Origin of the sequence: Mycobacterium sp. (assembly GCF_040398885.1) — a bacterium.
Taxonomy (GTDB): domain Bacteria; phylum Actinomycetota; class Actinomycetes; order Mycobacteriales; family Mycobacteriaceae; genus Mycobacterium.
On the sequence record NZ_JBBATF010000035.1, the window covers coordinates 1 to 19,083 of the forward strand.

Here is a 19,083-nt window from a genome sequence, read left to right on the forward strand (position 1 = left end):
CATCGGCGTTGACGTTCTTGGTGATCATGGACCTGAACAAGGTGGTGGAGGTGTCGGGGTCGCCGGTGGCGTAGTAGTTCCCGGCGCCCAGGCGCAGCCCGTCCTCCATCTTCTTCAGCGACTGCGACAGCACCGTCACTTCCGCGCCCATCGCGGAGGCGAGTTTGACGGCCATGTGGCCCAGTCCGCCCAGGCCCACCACCCCGACCCGGCTGCCCGGGCCGACGTTCCAGTGCCGAAGCGGAGAGTAGGTGGTGATCCCGGCGCACAGCAGTGGCGCGGCCGCGTCCAACGGCAGCGCCTCGGGGATGTGCAACACGTAGTTCTCGTCGACCACGATGCGGCCGCTGTAGCCGCCATGGGTGGGCCGCCCGTCGCGACCGACCGAGTTGTAGGTGCCGGTCATGCCGCCCCGCCCGGTGCAGTACTGCTCGAGGCCGGCCCTGCAGTTCTCGCAGGCACGGCAGGAGTCGACGAAGCACCCGACGCCGACCTTGTCCCCGGCCTTGAATCCGGTTACGGCAGAACCGACTTCGGTCACCACTCCGGCGATCTCATGGCCGGGTACCACCGGGTAGTTCGGCCGGCCCCACTCGGCGCGCACGGTGTGGATGTCGGAATGGCAGATCCCGGCGAAGTGGATGTCGAAGGCGACGTCGCCGGGGCCGACGGCGCGCCGGGTGATCGTGGTCCTGGTCAGTGGCTCGGTTGCTGAGGTCGCGGCGTAGGCGCTGACGGTGGTCATGGATGCAGAGTAAGGGCCGGGGCTCTCAGTTGATCGGGGCTCTCAGTTGATCGGGGCTCTCAGTTGATCGGGGCGTTGAGCCAGCGCAGATCCTCGACGATGCCACGGGCCGCGATCAGGCCCTGACCGGTCTGCCACACCTCGTTGTTGACCACGAACACCCGGTTGTCGCGGTTGGCCGACAACTTGCGCCAGGCCGCGCTGTCGAGCAGGGCCGGGGCGCGGTCCTTGGCGGCCGGCGAGGCGAAGGACAGGTAGACGATGTCGCCGTCGGCGGCCGACAGGTCGGGGGAGCGGTCCGGGTCGGCGTCGCCGAGCCCGATCTCCAGGAACGGTTTGTCGGTGAACCTCTGTGCGGCAGGACGATCGACACCCACGGCGGCCAGCACGCTGCCCGGGAAGTTGCCGGCGCCCCAGACCCGAAGCGTGGTGTCGGTGAGCTGGACGACGGAGGCCTGGAAGTGCGCCGCGTCGTTGGCCTCACCGGCCTTCCTGGCCTGATCGGCGAAACCGCGGATCAACTCGTCGGCGGCCCGCAGCCGGCCGGTGGCCGCGCCCACCATCCGCAGGTTGTCCTGCCAGATCGCACCCGGCGCGGCGGAGAACACCGTCGGGGCGATTGCGCTCAGGGCGCCGTAGGAGTCCGGGGTCAGTGCCTGCGAACCCAGGATCAGGTCCGGCTTGGCCGCCGCGATCGCGGCGAGATCCGGAGCGCTGCGGGTCCCGGCGCCGGGCACGTCGCGCACCACGGTGCCCAGATACGACGGCTGGGCGCCGGACCCGTCGGGCAGCGCTGCGGCCACGATGCGCGACTGCAGGCCCAGGGCGCACAGCGCGTCGAGTTCGTCGCCGGCCAGCACCGCGATGCGTTGCGGATCGGGCCGCACCGGGGTCTCTCCGGCGGCGTGTCGGATCGGCCCGGGCGGCGGCCCGTCCAGGGGCGCGGGCCCGGGCGCGCACGACTCGTCGGGGCGGCGCTGGTTGCCCAGCACGCCGGCCGACGCGATCTTCGTGGTGCTGGTGACAACGCCGCTGGTGGGAGCACCTGAGGTCGGCTCAGGTGGGGTTGAACATGCAGCCGCCGCCAGGGCGACCGCCAAGGCCGGGATCACCGCGCGGAACAGCACGTCGCGACCGTAGCATCCGGTGCCGGTAAACCGGCGCTGACCTGGCCCGGGAGTCTCCCGGGCGACAGCGGTGGCGCGAAATACGACGGAATGTAGGACCAAGGCCGCGCAGGGTCTGGTTTGGCGATAGGATGCGCCGTAGATTGCTTGGGGTAGACCCCACCGATGGTTGGAGGATCTTGTGACAGCCGTAGTGCCCCCCCGCGGACAACTAGAGGCCCGTCGCCCCGCGCCCATGCCCAGCGGGCCCAAGGGCAACCTCCTCTACAAGGTGATCACCACCACCGATCACAAGCTCATCGGCGTCATGTACATGATCGCCTGCTTCACGTTCTTCGCCCTCGCGGGTCTGATGGCGCTGTTCATGCGCGCCGAGCTGACACTGCCGGGCCTGCAGTTCCTGTCCAACGAGCAGTACAACCAGCTGTTCACCATGCACGGCACCGCGATGCTGTTGTTCTACGCGACGCCGGTCGTGTTCGGCTTCGCCAACCTCGTACTCCCGATGCAGATCGGCGCCCCCGACGTGGCCTTCCCCCGTCTCAACGCGCTGTCGCTGTGGCTGTTCATCTTCGGTGCGCTGATCGCCCTCGGCGGCTTCATCACCCCCGGCGGTGCGGCTGACTTCGGCTGGACCATCTACACCCCGCTGTCGGACTCCGTGCACTCCCCGGGCGTCGGCGCCGACCTGTGGATCCTGGGGGTGGCCGTCGGCGGCCTCGGCACCATCCTGGGTGCGGTCAACATGATCACCACCATCGTCTGCATGCGCTGCCCCGGCATGACGATGTTCCGGATGCCGATCTTCACCTGGAACATCTTCGTCACCTCGATCCTGGTCCTGCTGGTCTTCCCGCTGCTCACCGCCGCGCTGTTCGGACTGGCCGCTGACCGCCGACTGGGGGCGCACGTCTACGACCCGGCCAACGGCGGCACCACGCTGTTCCAGCACCTGTTCTGGTACTTCGGCCATCCCGAGGTCTACATCCTCGCGCTGCCGTTCTTCGGCATCGTCTCCGAAGTCTTCCCGGTGTTCTCCCGCAAGCCGATCTTCGGCTACTCCACCCTGGTGTACGCCACCATCTCCATCGCCGCGCTCTCGGTGGCGGTGTGGGCGCACCACATGTACGTCACCGGCACCGTGCTGCTGCCGTTCTTCTCCTTCATGACGTTCCTGATCGCGGTGCCGACCGGCATCAAGTTCTTCAACTGGATCGGGACCATGTGGAAGGGCAAGCTCACCTTCGAGTCGCCGATGCTGTTCTCGGTCGGCTTCCTGGTGGTGTTCCTCTGCGGCGGGCTCTCCGGCGTGCTGCTGGCCAGCCCGCCGCTGGACTTCCACGTCTCCGACAGCTACTTCGTGGTCGCCCACTTCCACTACGTGCTGTTCGGTGTGATCGTGTTCGCCACCTACGCCGGCGTCTACTTCTGGTTCCCGAAGATGACCGGACGGCTGCTCGACGAGAGACTGGCCAAGGTGCACTTCTGGCTGACGATGATCGGCTTCAACCTCACCTTCCTGGTGCAGCACTGGGTCGGCGACGAGGGCATGCCGCGGCGCTACGCCGACTACCTGCCCTCCGACGGCTTCACCACCCTGAACATCGTCTCCAGCCTGGGTGCGGCCACCCTGGGCGTGTCGATGCTGCCGTTCTTCTGGAACGTCTTCAAGAGCTGGCGCTACGGCGAGGTCGTCACGGTCGACGACCCGTGGGGCCACGGCAACTCGCTGGAGTGGGCCACCTCCTGCCCGCCGCCGCGGCACAACTTCACCGAACTGCCCAACATCCGTTCGGAGCGGCCGGCGTTCGAGTTGCACTACCCGCACATGGTCGACCGGATGCGCAGCGAGGCCCACGTCGGTAAATCCCATCGGGAGTCCCGCGTGGTGGCCGCCAAGATCGGATTCGACGCCAGCAAGACAGCCGGCTTCGAGAAGGCCAAGCGGCCCCCCAGTTCGACCGGGATCGTCATCGACCCTGACCGCGACCGCTAGGGGCTTTCCCGGCCTGCTTTCGGACTGCCGCATGACCACACCCAAGGTGTCGGTGCTGATCACCGTCACCGGGGCGGACCGCCCTGGCGTCACCTCGGCACTGTTCGAGGTGCTGTCCCGCTTCCCGGTGGAATTGCTCAACGTCGAACAGGTCGTCATCCGCGACCGGCTGATCCTGGGCGTCCTGGTATCGGGCGCCCCGGACGTCGCCGACGGTGCGGCGCTGCGGACGGAGGTGGGCGCCGTCATCGACGGGCTGGGCCTGGAAGCCACCATCGAGCGCAGCGACGACGTCCCGGTCATTCCGGGTCCTCCCACCCACACCATCGTGGTGCTGGGCCGGCCCATCACCGCCGCCGCGTTCGGCGCCGTCGCCCGGGCGGCCGCGGCGTTGGGGGTCAACATCGACGTCATCCGGGGTGTCTCGGACTACCCGGTCACCGGGCTGGAACTGAGGGTGACGGTGCCACCCGGCCTGGCCGACCAACTGCGGGCGGCGCTGGCCCGGGTCGGCGCCCAGCAGGCCGTCGACATCGCCGTGGAGAACTACTCCCTGGAACGGCGCAACAAGCGGCTCATCGTCTTCGACGTGGACTCCACCCTGATCCAGGGCGAGGTCATCGAGATGCTCGCCGAGCGTGCCGGGGCGGGGGAGGCGGTGGCCGCGATCACCGAGGCGGCCATGCGCGGTGAACTGGACTTCGCCGAGTCGCTGCACCGTCGGGTGGCCACACTGGCCGGCCTGCCGGAAGAGGTCATCGACGAGGTCGCCGACCGGGTGCAGCTCACCCCGGGGGCGCGAACCACGATAAGAACCCTGCGGCGCTTGGGTTTTCACTGTGGGGTGGTCTCCGGCGGGTTCCGTCAGGTGATCGAGCCGCTGGCGCATGAACTCATGCTGGATTTCGTGGCCGCCAACCAACTGGAAGTCGTCGACGGCCGGCTGACCGGCCGGGTGGTGGGCGAGATCGTCGACCGCGCCGGGAAAGCCAGGGCGCTCCGCGACTTCGCCACCCAGGCCGGGGTGCCGATGGAGCAGACGGTGGCCGTCGGTGACGGCGCCAACGACATCGACATGCTCAACGCCGCGGGCCTGGGTGTGGCGTTCAACGCCAAACCTGCGCTTCGTGAGGTCGCCGACGCATCGCTGAGCCACCCCTACCTGGACACGGTGCTGTTCTTCCTGGGCGTGACCCGCGCCGAGATCGAGGCTGCCGACGCCCTCGACGGGGTGGTCAGCCGGGTCGACATTCCGCCGGAGTAGCCATGCGGCACGATGACCGGGTGACCGGTGCAGCCCCCGATTCCGTCGATGAGGATCTCCTGATCGACTTCCGCGGCGTCTTGCTTCGCCGCGGGGGCCGGTTGCTGGTCGGCCCGCTCGACTGGCAGGTCGAGCTCGACGAGCGCTGGGTGGTCATCGGCCCCAACGGTGCGGGCAAGACCTCGCTGCTGCGGATCGCCGCAGCCATGGAATACCCGTCGGGGGGCACCGCCACCGTGCTCGGGGAGCGGCTGGGCCGGGTGGACATGGCCGAGTTGCGCCAGCGGATCGGCCTGAGCAGTTCGGCCCTGGCGCAGCAGATCCCCGACGGCGAAGTGGTCCGCGACCTGGTGGTGTCGGCCGGGTACGCGGTGCTGGGCCGCTGGCGCGAGCAGTACGACGAGGTGGACTACCACCGCGCCCTGGACACCCTGGAGAGCGTCGGCGCCGAGCATCTGGCCGACCGCACCTACGGCACCCTGTCCGAAGGCGAACGCAAACGGGTGCTGATCGCCCGGGCCCTGATGACCGATCCGGAACTGCTGCTGCTCGACGAACCCGCCGCGGGCTTGGATCTCGGCGGACGCGAGGAACTGGTCGCCCGACTGACGGACCTGGCCGCCGACCCCGACTCACCGGCCCTGGTGCTGGTCACCCACCACGTGGAGGAGATTCCGCCCGGCTTCAGCCACTGCCTGATCCTGTCCGAGGGCGCGGTGGTGGCGGCGGGCCTGCTGCGGGACGTGATGACGGCGGAGAACCTGTCGGCGGCCTTTGGTCAGTCCATCGCCCTGGACACCATCGACGGCCGCTATTTCGCCCGCCGGGCGCGGACCCGGGCAGCACACCGGAGGCGCCGGTGACCGCGCCGGAACCCGGGCCGTTGGAACCAGGGCCGTTGCAACCAGGGCAGTTGCAACCCAGGCCGGTGCGGCCGGCGGCCACCGTGATGCTGATCCGCGACACCGTTGTTCCCGGACTCGAGGTGTTCCTGATGCGCAGGCACGGCGCGATGGAATTCGCGGCCGGGATGACGGTCTTCCCCGGCGGCGGCGTGGACGACCGTGACCGCGACGCCGGTCTGGTGGCCAACCGCGCCTGGTTCGGACCCGAACCTGCATGGTGGGCAGGACGTTTCGGCATCGAGGCCGACCTCGCCGAGGCGTTGGTGTGCGCGGTGGCCCGGGAGGCCTTCGAGGAGTCCGGGGTGCTGTTCGCCGGGCCGGCCGACGACCCCGACCGCATCGTCGCCGACGCGTCGGTCTATCACCGGGAGCGCGCCGCACTGGAGGACCGCAGCCTGGCCTTCGGCGATTTCCTGCGGGCCGAGAACCTGGTGTTGCGCGCCGACCTGTTGCGCCCCTGGTCGAACTGGGTGACCCCGAAAGAGGAGCGCACCCGCCGCTACGACACCTACTTCTTCGTGGGCGCGCTGCCGCGGGGCCAGCGGGCCGACGGTCTCAACACCGAGTCCGACCGGGCCGGCTGGGCCCGTCCGGAGGAGGCCATCGAGGACTTCGCCGACGGGCGCGCGCTGCTGCTGCCGCCCACCTGGAGCCAGCTGGATTCGCTGGCCGGGCGGACCGTCGCGGAAGTGCTCGCGCTGGAACGTCAGATCGCCACCGTCGAGCCCAACATGACGGTGTTCGACGACGGCAACTGGGAGATCGAGTTCTTCGACTCCGGCCGCTACAACGACGCCCGCCGGCGGGCGCTCGGGCGGCTCGGGCGGCGTGAGGGCGGTTGAGCATGCGCGAGTTCGTCCGCGTCCACACCCACGAGCGAATCGGGGTTGTGCTGCTCGACCGGGAACCCACCAACGCGCTGACCCGGCAGGCCTACCGGGAACTGGCCTCCGCCGCAGAGGAGGTGTCCGGCCGCGCCGACATCGCCGCGGTCATCCTGTTCGGCGGTCACGAGATCTTCTGCGCCGGTGACGACGTGCCCGAGTTGAGGACCCTGGACCGCGCCGAGGCCGAGACCGCCGACCGGGTGCGCCGCCGGGCACTGGACGCGGTGGCCGCCATCTCCAAGCCCACCGTGGCCGCGGTCACCGGCTACGCCCTCGGCGCCGGCCTGAGCCTGGCGCTGGCCGCCGACTGGCGGGTGTGCGGGGACAACGCCAGGCTGGGCGCGACCGAGATCCTGGCCGGCCTGGTCCCGGGCGGCGGCGGATGCGACCGGCTGGCGCGGACGGTGGGTGTGGCGCGGGCCAAGGAATTGGCCTTCAGCGGCCGGTTCGTCGGGCCGGAGGAGGCCTTGGCCCTGCGCCTGGTGGACGAACTGGTGGCTCCCGACCACGTCTACGACGAGGCGCTGGCCTGGGCCAACCGGTTCGTCGATGCTCCGGCGGCCGCGCTGGCCGGGGTGAAGGCGCTGATCGGAGCCGGGCCGGGCACCGTTTTGGACGGGGAAGCCCAGGCCCGGCGTTACGGCGAAGTTTTTGCCGCGACGATCGGCGGTTAGGCTGCCCTGCATGACGAGCAGTACGGAAATGCCGCAAAGCCGGCCGCACGCGACGGCCGAGGAGGTGGAAGCGGCCCGGCACGACACCAAGCTGGCCCAGGTGCTCTACCACGACTGGGAGGCGGAGTCCTATGACGAGAAGTGGTCGATCTCCTATGACCAGCGCTGCGTCGACTACGCCCGCGGCCGCTTCGACGCCGTCGTGCCCGCCGAGGAGCAGCGGAAGCTGCCCTACGACCGCGCTCTGGAACTGGGCTGCGGTACCGGTTTCTTCCTGCTCAACCTGATTCAGGCCGGCGTCGCCCGCCGCGGATCGGTCACCGACCTCTCGCCCGGCATGGTCAAGGTCGCCATCCGCAACGGCGAGTCGCTGGGTCTGGACATCGACGGCCGGGTGGCCGACGCCGAAGGGATTCCCTACCAGGACAACACCTTTGACCTCGTGGTCGGGCACGCGGTGCTGCACCACATCCCGGACGTCGAGAAGTCGCTGCGCGAGGTGGTGCGGGTGCTCAAGCCCGGCGGCCGGTTCGTCTTCGCCGGCGAGCCCACCCGGGTCGGCAACGCCTACGCCCGCAGGCTGGCCGATCTCACCTGGAAGACCACCGTCCGCGCGATGACGCTGCCCGGACTGTCGGGTTGGCGCCGTCCCCAGGCCGAACTCGACGAGAACTCCCGCGCCGCGGCCCTGGAGTGGATCGTCGATCTGCACACCTTCGAGCCGGCCGACCTCGAGGCGATGGCGCTGCGCGCGGGCGCCGCCGAGGTCCGCACCGCCAGCGAGGAGTTCACCGCCGCGATGCTGGGGTGGCCGGTGCGCACCTTCGAGTCCACCGTCCCGCCGGGAAAGCTGGGCTGGCGCTGGGCCAAGTTCGCTTTCGGCGGCTGGACCGCCCTGAGCTGGGTGGATGCCAACGTGTGGCGTCGGGTGGTGCCCAAAGGCTGGTTCTACAACGTCATGCTGACCGGGGTCAAGCCGGGATGACCACCGGGGTTGAGCGCTCCTGGGCCTGACCCGGGCCGACGTCGCCTACCTGACCAGCGCGGCGGGAGCGGCGGCACTGGCCGAGGTCGCCGAGTTCGCGCTGACCGACGCCACCCGGCTCGCTGACGTCGCCGCGATCCGGAACCGGTTCGCCGCGCACACCGGCGCGTTGGTCGAGACCACCCTGCTGCGGCGCCGGGCGGCCGCCAAGTTCGCCGGGGTGGACGTCTCGGGTTGGCTGTTCACCGACGAGGCGCTGCAGCAGGCCACCGCCGCGGTGGTGGCCCGCCACCGCGCGCGGCGGCTGGCCGGGCAGGTGGTGCACGACGCGACCTGTTCGGTGGGCACCGAACTGGCCGCGCTGCGCGGCGCCGCCGCCTACCTATTGGGCAGCGATCTCGACGAGGTCCGGCTGGCCATGGCCGCCCACAACGTCCCGGGAGTGCCGCTCGCCCGGGCCGACGCCTGCGCGCCGATCAGCCGGAACGCCGTCGTGCTGCTGGATCCGGCGCGACGGAGCGGCGGCAGCCGCCGCTTCGACCCGCGGGCCTACACGCCGCCGCTCGACGATCTGGCCGAGGCGTACCGGGGCCGGCCCACGGTGGTGAAGTGCGCGCCGGGCATCGACTTCGACGCGGTGCGTGCGCTCGGGTTCGACGGCGAGATCGAAGTGACCTCGGCCGCCGGCTCGGTGCGGGAGGCCTGCCTGTGGGCGCCGTCGCTGTCGACACCGGGCGTCCGGCGGCGGGCCAGCGTCCTCGCTGACGGCCGCGACGTCGAGACCCTCACCGACGCGGATCCAGGGGAATACCGCAGCGGCGTCCCGGGCCGCTGGATCATCGACCCGGACGGTGCGGTGGTGCGCGCGGGTCTGGTCCGCCAGTACGCAACCCGGCACGGGCTGTGGCAACTCGACCCCGAGATCGCCTATCTCACCGGGGACCGGGTCCCGGACGGGATGCGCGGCTTCGAGATCCTCGACCGGCTGCCGTTTCGGGAAAAGGTTTTGCGGCAGTCGCTTTCGGCGCTCGACTGCGGATCGCTGGAGATCCTCGTCAGAGGCGTCGACGTCGACCCGGACGAGCTGCGCCGCCGGCTCCGCCCGGCCGGCACCCGGCCGTTGTCGGTGGTGATCACCCGAATCGGCAGTGCTGCCGCCTCCCGTGCGTGGGCGTTCGTGTGCCGGGCGTCGCGGTAGGGTGGCGGCATGCGCGCCGCGCTTTCCGCCGGGCTGGTCTGCGGGGCTCTGATGGGATCGCCGCCGGGATGGGCGGCGCCGGACGCCTGCGCCGGGTTGGCCGGGGTGGTGCAGGCCGACGGCCTGTGCCGGGTGGCGGTCAGCGATCCGGCCTACACGATGGACATCAGGTTCCCGCTGGACTATCCCGACGAACGGGCCATCGTCGACTACCTCACCCAGACCCGGGACGGATTCGTCAACGTCGCCGCGACGCCGGATTCGCGGAACCTGCCGCACGAAATGGACGTCACCGCGGAGTCTTTGCGGTCCGCGCGAACCCGAAGCGTGGTGCTGACCCTGTTCCAGGACGTCGGAAGCGCCCATCCCACCACCTGGTACAAGTCGTTCACCTTTGACGTCGAGCGCGCCCGGCCGGTCACCTTCGACACCCTGTTCGCCCCCGGCGCCCAGCCGCTGGACGCGATCTTCCCGATCGTGCGGCGCGAGCTGGAGTCCCAGACCGGCCTGGTGGGCGGCATCTCCGCCGGCGATGGACGCGACCCCGCGCACTACCAGAACTTCGCCGTCACCGACGACGCGGTGATCTTCTACTTCGGTCGGGCCGAACTGCTGCCGTCCTACGCCGGAGCAACCTCAGTTGTGGTGCCGCGCAACGCCATTCCGCCGCTGCAGGTCTGAGCCGATTCCCCGGCTGCTCCTCGGGCGCGGGGCGCCCGCGTCGTCGCCGGAAGGTCAGTCCGGCGCGAAGCTGTAGACCTGCCCGCCACTGGTGGCCACCACCACCCGACGGTCGAATCCCACCGACACCCCGACCGGGAAACCGGTCGCATCCGGCAACGGGAGGCTGTTGAGGGTCCGCCCGCCGTCGGCCGGATCGAACACCAGCAGCGCCAATCCCGCCGGGCCGTCGGCCACCACGGTGTAGGCCACCCGCGAACCGGCCTGGCTGGAGGTGGTCAGCGGGCTGACGTCGTCACGGCGCCACTGGACCTCGGCCCGGTCGCCGGAGTCGCGCAACGCCACCAGGCGGGTGTCCGGGCCGCCGCCGGCGATGATCAGCCCGCCGGCTGCCAGCGACGGCGGCGTCTGAGGCTGAAAGCCAAGCGGCAGAGACCATTTCGCCTTCCCGTCGGCGGTGTTCAGGGCCCAGAGTTTCCGGTCGCGGCCGTTGACGTACACCGTCTCGCCGTCCGCGGAGAGCACCGGACTGCCCAGCACACCGTCGGCTACCGCGTCGCTGGTCCATTCCCGGCTCAGCAGCGCGGACTGGCCGGGTTGGTAGCGCAGACCGGTCAGCACCGAGGCCTTCGCGCCGGGCTGCCACACTCCGATCACCACGATGCGACCGGCGGCGGAGTAGGCCGGCGCCGAGGGCACCGGGCAGGCCGGACGGGACTGCCCGCAGTCCTCGATCCCGCGGAACGGGTCGGTCGGGTTGACGCCGTCGACCAGGTCCAGCGGTGTGCCGACGACGGTACCCCGATGGGAGTCGAACACCAGCACCTGTCCGAGGTGGGTCACCACCAGAAGCTGCCCGGAGCCGAGAAACCTTGCGGTGGTGGGCATCCCGATGACGTTGGTCCGCCAGCGCACCCACTGGGTCGGCGGGTAGGAGATCATCAGGCCGGGCTGGCCGATGTAGAGGTTGTCGAACCCGTCGAACAGCGGGCTGGAGAAGCCGCCGCCGAGCACCATCCGGGTGCACCAGCGCTGCCGGCCGTTGTTGTCGTTCTCCCACACCATCAGCGAGCAGCCGCCCGCGGTCTGGCCGTTGACCGCCAGGTAGCCGTCGCCGCCGATGGCGGGTGCGGCGCCGAGTTCGCCCTTGACCGAGCGGGTCCAGGCCGGGGCGAGCGTCGAGGCGCCCGCGGTCGCGGTGTAGCTGGTGTTGGCGGCGTCGGCGTACTGGGCGCTCCAGCCACGCGTGGCGGTGGACTCCACCCAGGTGTCGGTGGTGCCGCAACCGGCGGTCAGCAGCATCGCCGACGCCGGCGCGAGCAACCGCCGCAGCATCGGTGTCCTGGCCATCCAGGGGAGACTAACGCCTCGACGCGCTTGGCGGCGGGAGCGCCTGCTGCCCTAAGCTCGGGTCGTGGAACTCAACGGAGCAAGTGCAATCGTCACCGGCGGCGCCTCGGGTATCGGCGCCGCCACCGTCCGACAGTTGGCGGATCTCGGCGCCCGGGTGGTCATAGCCGACATGCAGGCCGAACGCGGGCAGAAGCTCGCCGAGGAGACCGGCGGCGTGTTCGTCCCCGTCGACGTCACCAAGACCGAGCAGATCGAGGATGCGGTCAACACCGCGATGGATCTGGGCCCGCTGCGCGCACTGGTCAACTCCGCCGGGGTGGGCTGGGCCCAGCGAACCATCGGCAAGGACGGCGAGTTCGCCTCCGCGCACGACCTCGACGCCTACCGGAAGGTCATAGCGATCAATCTGGTCGGCACATTCGACTGCATCCGGTTGGCGGCCACCGCGATGAGCAGGCTCGAGCCGACCGCCAGCGGTGAGCGGGGGGCCATCGTGAACATGACCAGCGTCGCGGCGTTCGACGGGCAGATCGGCCAGGCGGCGTACTCGTCGTCCAAGGGCGGCGTCGTCGGGCTGACGCTGCCGGTGGCCCGCGACCTCGCCGCGGTCGGGATCCGGGTCAACACCGTCGCGCCCGGACTCATCGACACCCCCATCTACGGCGAGGGTGAGCACGCGGAGGCCTTCAAGGCCAAGCTCGGCCAGTCGGTGCTGTTTCCGCACCGTCTGGGCAAGCCGGAGGAACTGGCCTCGATGGTCGTCGAACTCATCACCAACTCGTACATGAACGCCGAGGTCGTGCGCGTCGACGGCGGCATCCGGATGCCACCGAAGTAGGCGCCGTGACGAGCATGTGGGGTGCGCCGATCCACAAGCGGTGGCGGGGTTCCCGGCTGCGTGACCCCAGGCAGGCCAAGTTCCTGACCGTGGCCTCGCTGAAGTGGGTCATCGCCAACCGCGCCTGGACCCCGTGGTACCTGGTGCGCTACTGGCGGCTGCTGAAGTTCAAGCTGGCCAACCCGCACGTCATCACCCGCGGCATGGTCTTCCTCGGCAAGAACGTCGAGATCCACGCCACCCCGGAACTGGCCCAGATGGAGATCGGCCGCTGGGTGCACATCGGCGACAAGAACACCATCCGCGCCCACGAGGGATCGCTTCGACTGGGCGACAAGGTGGTCTTCGGCCGCGACAACGTCATCAACTGCTACCTCGACATCGAGTTCGGGGAGTCGTCGCTGATGGCCGACTGGTGCTACGTCTGCGACTTCGACCACAAGATGGACAACATCGAGGTGCCGATCAAGGACCAGGGCATCGTCAAGACCCCGGTGCGCATCGGGCCCGACACCTGGATCGCGGCCAAGGTCACCATCCTGCGCGGCACGCTGATCGGGCGGGGTTGCGTGCTGGGCGCGCACGCGGTGGTCAAGGGCGACATCCCGGACTACTCGATCGCGGTCGGCTCACCGGCCAAGGTGGTCAAGAATCGGAAGCTGGCGTGGGAGACCTCGGCGGCGCAGCGCGCCGAGTTGGCCGCGCACCTGGCCGACATCGAGCGCAAGAAGGCCGCCCGGTAGTTCCCCTTCCCTCACCTCCCTGCGCGAGCAGACGTAAAAGTCCCGCGACACGCCGGTTTTCGGGGACGTTCACGTCTGCTCGCGGCAGAGGGGTCAGCGGTCGGGCAGGGCGTGCTCGACGATGGGGCGGCGGGCCAGCGGGTCGCGGTCGCGGCGCTTCGCCGCCAGGTAGACCTGCGCGGTGGCAGCGGCCACGCTGTCCCAGCAGAAGTCGGAGGTGAGACGCTCCCGCGCGGCCACCGCGCGACGTTGCGCGGCGGCAGGGTCGTCGAGAGCCGCGCGCACGGCCCGCGCCAGTCCCGTGACATCCTTTGGGGCACAGGAGATCCCGGTCACCCCGTCGATCACCGCCTCGCCCAGTCCGCCGATGTCGGTGGTCACCAGCGGGGCGCCCGCCGCGGCGGCCTCCAGGGCGACGATGCCGAACGGCTCGTAGTGGCTGGGCAGTACCGCGACGTCGGTGCGGTGCAGCAACCGCAACAGTTCGTCATGGCCGGTCTCGCCGAGGAAGCGGACCGCCCTGAGCACCTTGTGTTTTCGTGCCACCTCGATCAGCCGGTCCTGCTGGGTACCGGACCCGGCGACGGTGAGCGTGGTGCCGGGGTGGCTGCGCCGGATCCGGGGCAGCGCCGCGATGGCGTCGTGGACGCCCTTCTCGTACTCCAGGCGGCCGAAGAACAACAGTTCCGGCGGGCCGCGACGACGCCGGCGTGGGGCGAAAGGCCAACGGGCCAGGTCGATCCCATTGGGGATGCGGGTGATCCCGGCCAGCCCGGGGCCGAAAAGTTCGGTGATCTCCTCGGCCATCGACGCTGAACAGGTGATCAGCGAATCGGACTCGCGGGCCAGCCACGACTCGACGGCATGGACCTGGCGGCTGGTCGGCCCGGACACCCACCCCGAATGGCGTCCGGCCTCGGTGGCGTGGACGGTGGACACCAGAGGGGCGTCGAAGAACTCCGCCAGCGCCACCGCGGGGTGGGCCACCAGCCAGTCGTGGGCGTGCACCACGTCCGGCTTCCAGTCGTCGTGCAGGCGCAGTCCGGCGCGCAGCATGGCGTGGCCCATGGCCAGGGTCCAGGCCATCATGTCGGAGAAGAACTCGAACTCGTGCGGGTCGTGCGCCGCGGCGATCACCCGCACCCCCTCGCTCCGGGTGTCGGTGGTGGGGTGGCTGGCCGGATCGGTGCCCGAGGGCTGACGGGACAGCACCACCACCTCGTGGCCGGCGCCGGCCAGTGCGGTGGCCAACTGGTAGACATGCCGCCCCAGGCCCCCGATGACCACCGGCGGGTACTCCCAGGAGACCATCAGGATCCTCACGCCACGTTCACCGCCGCCGGGCGTGCGCGCAGTGCCCCGGCGCGCGGCGGGTCGCCGGGAATGGCGGGGGGACAGCGGGGGCTGCGGCCGGGGAAACGGGCGTCATGGGCGGGGCAGCCGCCGCGCGTCCAGCGCCCCGAACAGCCCGTCGGCGCGGTTCCACCCCGCCGCCAGTCGCTGCGCGGTGTCCCGGCGGCCGGCCGCCAGCGCGTCGGCGATCTCCCTGGTCGCGTGCGCGTGCAGGTGCGCCCGGTAGCGGGCGTAGCCGGCGGCCGAGTCCTTGCTCACCATGAACGGCCAGTCGCTGGAGACGGTGAGCAGCGTCTCGCGCAGGATCTGGTCGGCCACCGGGTCGCGGGCCGGCGCGGAGTCGGTCTGGGCCAGCGCCTTGTCCACGCACGCCAGTGCGGTGTCGACCACCTCGCTGTTGAGCTGCACCAGGTCGGCGACCTTCTCACCGGCCCACACCTGCCAGTCCTTGCCCGACCCCCAGGAACCCGGCGGCAATTCCACCGGGGCGCCGAGGAATCCGTTCTCCTTGGCGTCGGCGAGGGTGCCGACCCGGACGCCGGCCGCCGGTAGCGCGCGCAGCAGCCGTTCCAGCCACATCGGACCCTCGTGCCACCAGTGCCCGAACAACTCGGTGTCGAACGCGGCCACCACGTGGGCCGGCCGGCCGATGCGGGCGGACTCGCTGATCAGCCGGGAGCGGACCAGGCCGACGAAGTCGGCGACGTGGGCGTCGACGGCACGGTCGGCGCGCTCCGGGTCGTACGGCGCCTTGGCGTCCGAGTCGACGTTGCGGCCGGTGACGCGGGCGGGCTTGAGGCCGGTGAGGTGGTCGTGGGTGTGGAAGTCCCGGTAGGCCGCGTGACCGGGGTAACCCGACTTCGGCGACCACACCCGGTAGCTGACCTGCAGGTCGCGGCCGAACGCCACCACGTCGGTGTCGCCGACGGGGCGCCCCAGTGCGGTTTCGCCGTGCAGCGAGGGCCCGTCGACCATGAAGTGGCCGACGCCGGCGGCGGCGTAGTCGCGTTCCATCCCGGGGGCGTAGGCGCACTCCGGCGCCCAGATGCCGACCGGGGTGTGCCCCAGGCGCTGACCGGCGTCGGCCAAGCCCTCGCGGAGGGCGAACTCGCGCAGTCGCGGGTGCAGGAGCGGTTGGAACGGATGGGACAGCGGGCCGCCGAGAAGCTCGACCGTTCCCGCGTCGATGAGCTCCCGCAGCAGCGGGCCGGCGCCGTGGCGCCACAGTGTGCTGAAGTCCTCCAGCGCCCGGGTCGCTTCGGCGTACTCGCGAATGCCGAACTGCCGCAACGCCTCCGGTGTGGTAGCCGTGCCCGCGGCGGCGCCGGTCGGGCTGTGGGTGTTGGCGGCTTCCAGCGCGCGCAGCTGCCAGTTGGCCAGCCAGTGGTTCATGCCGTCGAGGCAGTACGGATCGTCGAGCTGGGCGGTGACGACCGGTGTCAGGCCCAGGGTGATCAGCCCGCGCCGGCCCTCCGCGGCCAGCGAGCGCAGCACCCGGATCAACGGCAGGTAGGCCGCCGCCCACGACTGAAACAGCCATTCCTCGCCCACCGGCCAGCGGCCGTGATGGGCCAGCCAGGGCAGGTGGGTGTGCAGCACCAGGCTGAACTGGCCCGGGACATCCGCGTTACCCGACTCCGTCACGGGCGCACCGCGATCGCCAGCAGGTCCAGGCTGTCGTCGACGTCGCGCTCCCGCTCGGCGACGATCTCGAAGTCCTCGCAGCGCACCGCCGCCACGTCGGCCAGCAGATCCGCCGGCCACGGGGCGTCGGCCAGCGCACGGGTGATCTGCGCGTCGATGATCGAACCGCCGTGCCGGGCGTCCATCGCCGCCAGCGCCGGGCCGTGGAAGACGCCGCTCATCGACTCCACCGTGAAACCGCCGTCCTCCAGCAGTTCGCGCAGTTCGGCGGCGTTGAGCTCGCGGGTGTGGAACGGGTTGACCGGGGTGTCGCCGCCCGGGGTGAAGGTGATCCGGTTGGGGGTGGAGATCAGCAGCCGCCCGCCGGGGCGCAGCAGTCGTAAGCATTCGGTAATGAACTGTGGCTGATCCCACAGATGCTCGATGACCTGGAAGTTCACCACAACGTCGACCGAGGCGTCGGGCATCGGGACGGCCGCCAGATTGCCGGCCAGCACCTGCACCCGGGGGTAGCGGGCGCGCACGTGTTCCACCGTCGTCGCGTCGTAGTCCACGGCCACCACCCGGTGCGCCACCGAGGCGATCAGATCGGCGCCGTAGCCCTCCCCGCAACCGGCCTCGAGTACGTCTTGACCTGCGCAGATATCGGCGCATCGGAGGTAGGCGACCTGATGGCGGCGGAACCAGTAGTTCTCCACCGCCAAGCCGGGGACGGTCCGCTCGCCGGTCAGCGGAAGACCGCTGTCGGCCGAGCCGGTCAGGTGTGCGTCCATCGCAAGGCAGGCTAGCCTGCCATGCCCGATTCGCGAACCCGAGCGGTCAGGACCGGCCTGCGGGAACACCCGCTCCGGCAAGCTATCGTTATGGTGCGACCCAACGAAGTTACCGCCCAGTAACAACGCTCGCGGCCTGCCCCGGCCGCGTTACGCCTGCCAGGAGGACTAGAAAGCCATGACCAACATCGTGGTTCTGATCAAGCAGGTCCCCGACACCTGGTCGGAGCGCAAGCTCTCCGACGGTGACTGGACCCTCGACCGGGACGCGGCCGACGCCGTGTTGGACGAGATCAACGAGCGCGCCGTCGAGGAAGCGCTGCTGATCAAGGAACGGGAGGGCGGCGAGAGCACGGTTACCGTGCTGACCGCCGGCCCGGAGCGGGCCACCGAGGCCATCCGCAAGGCGCTCTCGATGGGCGCCGACAAGGGCGTGCATCTGCTCGACGAGCGGCTGCACGGCTCGGACATGGTGCAGACCGGGTGGGCCCTGGCCCGCGCGCTGGGCACCATCGAGGGCACCGACCTGGTGATCGCCGGCAACCAGGCCACCGACGGCACCGGCGGGGCGGTCCCGGCGATCATCGCCGAGTACCTCGGCCTGCCGCAGCTGACCCACATGCGCACGGTCCACATCGAGGGCACCACGATCAAGGGCGAGCGGGAGACCGACGAAGGCCTGTTCAGCGTCGAGGCCACCCTGCCCGCGGTGGTCAGCGTGCACGAGAAGATCAACGAGCCGCGCTTCCCCTCCTTCAAGGGCATCATGGCCGCCAAGAAGAAGGAAGTGACGACGCTGACGCTGGCCGACATCGGTGTCGAGCCCGACGAGGTGGGCCTGGCCAACGCCGGGTCGTCCGTGCTGAACTCCACACCCAAGCCCGCCAAGAGCGCCGGCGAGAAGATCAGCGACGACGGCGAGGGCGGCGCCAAGATCGCCGAGTACCTCGTCGCCCAGAAGATCATCTAGCAAACGCCCTTCCCAGGCACTCCTTCCAGAACTCCGAGAAAGAGACTCACAAATGGCTGAAGTACTCGTGCTCGTCGAGCACTCCGAGGGCGCGGTGAAGAAGGTCACCACCGAGCTCCTGACCGCCGCCCGCGCCCTGGGTGAGCCGTCGGCCGTCGTGATCGGTGCCCCGGGCACCGCCGCGCCCCTGGCCGAGGACCTCAAGGCCGCCGGCGCGGCCAAGATCTACGTCGCCGAGTCCGACGACGCGGCGAACTACCTGATCACCCCGTTCGTCGACGTGCTGGCCGCGCTGGTCGAGTCGGCCGGGCCGGCAGCGGTCCTGCTGCCCGCCACCGCGGACGGCAAGGAGATCGGCGGCCGGCTGGCCGCCCGGATCGGCTCGGGCGTGCTGTCCGACGTCGTGGAGGTCAAGTCCGGCGGCACCGCCGTGCACTCGATCTTCGGCGGCGCGTTCATCGTCGAGGCCAAGGTCAACGCCGAGGTTCCGGTGATCACCGTGCGCCCCGGTGCCGTCGAGCCCCAGCCCAGCCCGGGCGCCGGTGAGCAGGTCACCGTCGAGGTGCCGGCCCCGGCCCCCAACGCGGTCCGCATCACCGCCCGCCAGCCCGCCGCGGCCGGTGACCGTCCGGAGCTGGCCGAGGCCAGCATCGTCGTCGCCGGCGGCCGCGGTGTCGGCAGCGCCGAGAAGTTCAGCATCGTCGAGGAACTCGCCGACTCGATGGGCGGCGCCGTCGGCGCCTCCCGCGCCGCGGTGGACTCCGGCTACTACCCGGGACAGTTCCAGGTCGGCCAGACCGGCAAGACGGTGTCGCCCCAGCTGTACATCGCGCTGGGCATCTCCGGGGCGATCCAGCACCGGGCCGGGATGCAGACCTCGAAGACCATCGTGGCGGTCAACAAGGACGAGGAAGCGCCGATCTTCGAGATCTCCGACTACGGCGTGG

General features: G+C 70.5%; 18 protein-coding genes. 12 read left to right on the forward strand and 6 right to left on the reverse strand.

What is annotated here, in order from left to right; all coding sequences use genetic code 11:
* Both ADBZ5U_RS05335 and ADBZ5U_RS05340 read right to left on the reverse strand, forming a co-directional pair.
* The coding region (locus ADBZ5U_RS05335) for an NAD(P)-dependent alcohol dehydrogenase (protein ID WP_526263129.1) at window positions 1-745 on the reverse strand (745 nt) is incomplete at its 3' end.
* Window positions 746-804: 59 nt separating this feature from the next.
* Window positions 805-1,869 (reverse strand): iron-siderophore ABC transporter substrate-binding protein, encoded by a 1,065-nt coding sequence (locus ADBZ5U_RS05340; RefSeq protein WP_526263163.1) that lies wholly within the window; start codon window positions 1,867-1,869, stop codon window positions 805-807.
* A 184-nt stretch (window positions 1,870-2,053) separates the two neighbouring features.
* Between ADBZ5U_RS05340 and ctaD the strand changes: the two genes are divergently transcribed.
* The 8 genes from ctaD to ADBZ5U_RS05380 are packed head-to-tail and all read left to right on the forward strand — an operon-like array spanning window position 2,054 to window position 10,462.
* The gene (gene ctaD, locus ADBZ5U_RS05345) at window positions 2,054-3,868 is read left to right on the forward strand and encodes an aa3-type cytochrome oxidase subunit I (RefSeq protein ID WP_526263131.1); all 1,815 of its coding nucleotides are present in this window, start codon (window positions 2,054-2,056) and stop codon (window positions 3,866-3,868) included.
* Window positions 3,869-3,899: 31 nt separating this feature from the next.
* Entirely contained in the window at window positions 3,900-5,132 is a 1,233-nt protein-coding gene (serB, locus tag ADBZ5U_RS05350) for a phosphoserine phosphatase SerB (protein ID WP_526263133.1), read from the forward strand.
* 2 nt (window positions 5,133-5,134) lie between these two features.
* On the forward strand, window positions 5,135-5,995 hold the full coding sequence (locus ADBZ5U_RS05355; RefSeq protein WP_526263135.1) for an ABC transporter ATP-binding protein: 861 nt from the start codon (window positions 5,135-5,137) through the stop codon (window positions 5,993-5,995).
* Complete coding sequence (locus tag ADBZ5U_RS05360; protein WP_526263137.1) at window positions 5,992-6,879, forward strand: NUDIX hydrolase; 888 nt, start codon at window positions 5,992-5,994, stop codon at window positions 6,877-6,879. Before ADBZ5U_RS05355 ends, ADBZ5U_RS05360 begins: the two co-directional genes overlap by 4 nt.
* Window positions 6,880-6,881: 2 nt before the next feature.
* Window positions 6,882-7,598 carry an enoyl-CoA hydratase gene (locus ADBZ5U_RS05365; protein WP_526263139.1) on the forward strand — a complete coding sequence of 239 codons (717 nt, stop codon included), beginning with the start codon at window positions 6,882-6,884 and terminating at the stop codon, window positions 7,596-7,598.
* Between the two features lie 10 nt (window positions 7,599-7,608).
* Entirely contained in the window at window positions 7,609-8,583 is a 975-nt protein-coding gene (locus ADBZ5U_RS05370) for a class I SAM-dependent methyltransferase (RefSeq protein ID WP_526263141.1), read from the forward strand.
* A 19-nt stretch (window positions 8,584-8,602) separates the two neighbouring features.
* Window positions 8,603-9,781, forward strand: coding sequence for a THUMP-like domain-containing protein (locus ADBZ5U_RS05375; protein ID WP_526263165.1), 1,179 nt, complete (start codon window positions 8,603-8,605; stop codon window positions 9,779-9,781).
* Between the two features lie 9 nt (window positions 9,782-9,790).
* The gene (locus tag ADBZ5U_RS05380) at window positions 9,791-10,462 is read left to right on the forward strand and encodes an esterase (protein ID WP_526263143.1); all 672 of its coding nucleotides are present in this window, start codon (window positions 9,791-9,793) and stop codon (window positions 10,460-10,462) included.
* 54 nt (window positions 10,463-10,516) lie between these two features.
* Here the strand turns inward: ADBZ5U_RS05380 and ADBZ5U_RS05385 are convergent, their stop codons facing one another.
* The gene (locus tag ADBZ5U_RS05385; RefSeq protein ID WP_526263167.1) at window positions 10,517-11,797 is read right to left on the reverse strand and encodes a BamB-related PQQ repeat family beta-propellar protein; all 1,281 of its coding nucleotides are present in this window, start codon (window positions 11,795-11,797) and stop codon (window positions 10,517-10,519) included.
* Between the two features lie 79 nt (window positions 11,798-11,876).
* On the opposite strand from ADBZ5U_RS05385, the gene ADBZ5U_RS05390 reads away from it, so the two are divergent.
* On the forward strand, window positions 11,877-12,653 hold the full coding sequence (locus ADBZ5U_RS05390; RefSeq protein WP_526263145.1) for an SDR family NAD(P)-dependent oxidoreductase: 777 nt from the start codon (window positions 11,877-11,879) through the stop codon (window positions 12,651-12,653).
* 5 nt (window positions 12,654-12,658) lie between these two features.
* A complete protein-coding gene (locus ADBZ5U_RS05395) occupies window positions 12,659-13,396 on the forward strand; it encodes an acyltransferase (RefSeq protein WP_526263147.1) in 738 nt (245 codons plus the stop codon).
* 93 nt (window positions 13,397-13,489) lie between these two features.
* Here the strand turns inward: ADBZ5U_RS05395 and ADBZ5U_RS05400 are convergent, their stop codons facing one another.
* The 3 genes from ADBZ5U_RS05400 to ADBZ5U_RS05410 all read right to left on the reverse strand — a co-directional run bounded on the left by ADBZ5U_RS05400 (window position 13,490) and on the right by ADBZ5U_RS05410 (window position 17,166).
* A complete protein-coding gene (locus ADBZ5U_RS05400) occupies window positions 13,490-14,719 on the reverse strand; it encodes a glycosyltransferase family 4 protein (protein WP_526263149.1) in 1,230 nt (409 codons plus the stop codon).
* A 102-nt stretch (window positions 14,720-14,821) separates the two neighbouring features.
* A complete protein-coding gene (locus tag ADBZ5U_RS05405) occupies window positions 14,822-16,393 on the reverse strand; it encodes a 1,4-alpha-glucan branching protein domain-containing protein (protein ID WP_526263151.1) in 1,572 nt (523 codons plus the stop codon).
* Window positions 16,390-17,166 (reverse strand): class I SAM-dependent methyltransferase, encoded by a 777-nt coding sequence (locus ADBZ5U_RS05410; RefSeq protein ID WP_526263153.1) that lies wholly within the window; start codon window positions 17,164-17,166, stop codon window positions 16,390-16,392. Before ADBZ5U_RS05410 ends, ADBZ5U_RS05405 begins: the two co-directional genes overlap by 4 nt.
* Window positions 17,167-17,344: 178 nt before the next feature.
* On the opposite strand from ADBZ5U_RS05410, the gene ADBZ5U_RS05415 reads away from it, so the two are divergent.
* On the forward strand, window positions 17,345-18,136 hold the full coding sequence (locus tag ADBZ5U_RS05415) for an electron transfer flavoprotein subunit beta/FixA family protein (protein ID WP_526263155.1): 792 nt from the start codon (window positions 17,345-17,347) through the stop codon (window positions 18,134-18,136).
* Between the two features lie 52 nt (window positions 18,137-18,188).
* The coding region (locus tag ADBZ5U_RS05420) for an electron transfer flavoprotein subunit alpha/FixB family protein (protein WP_526263157.1) at window positions 18,189-19,083 on the forward strand (895 nt) is incomplete at its 3' end.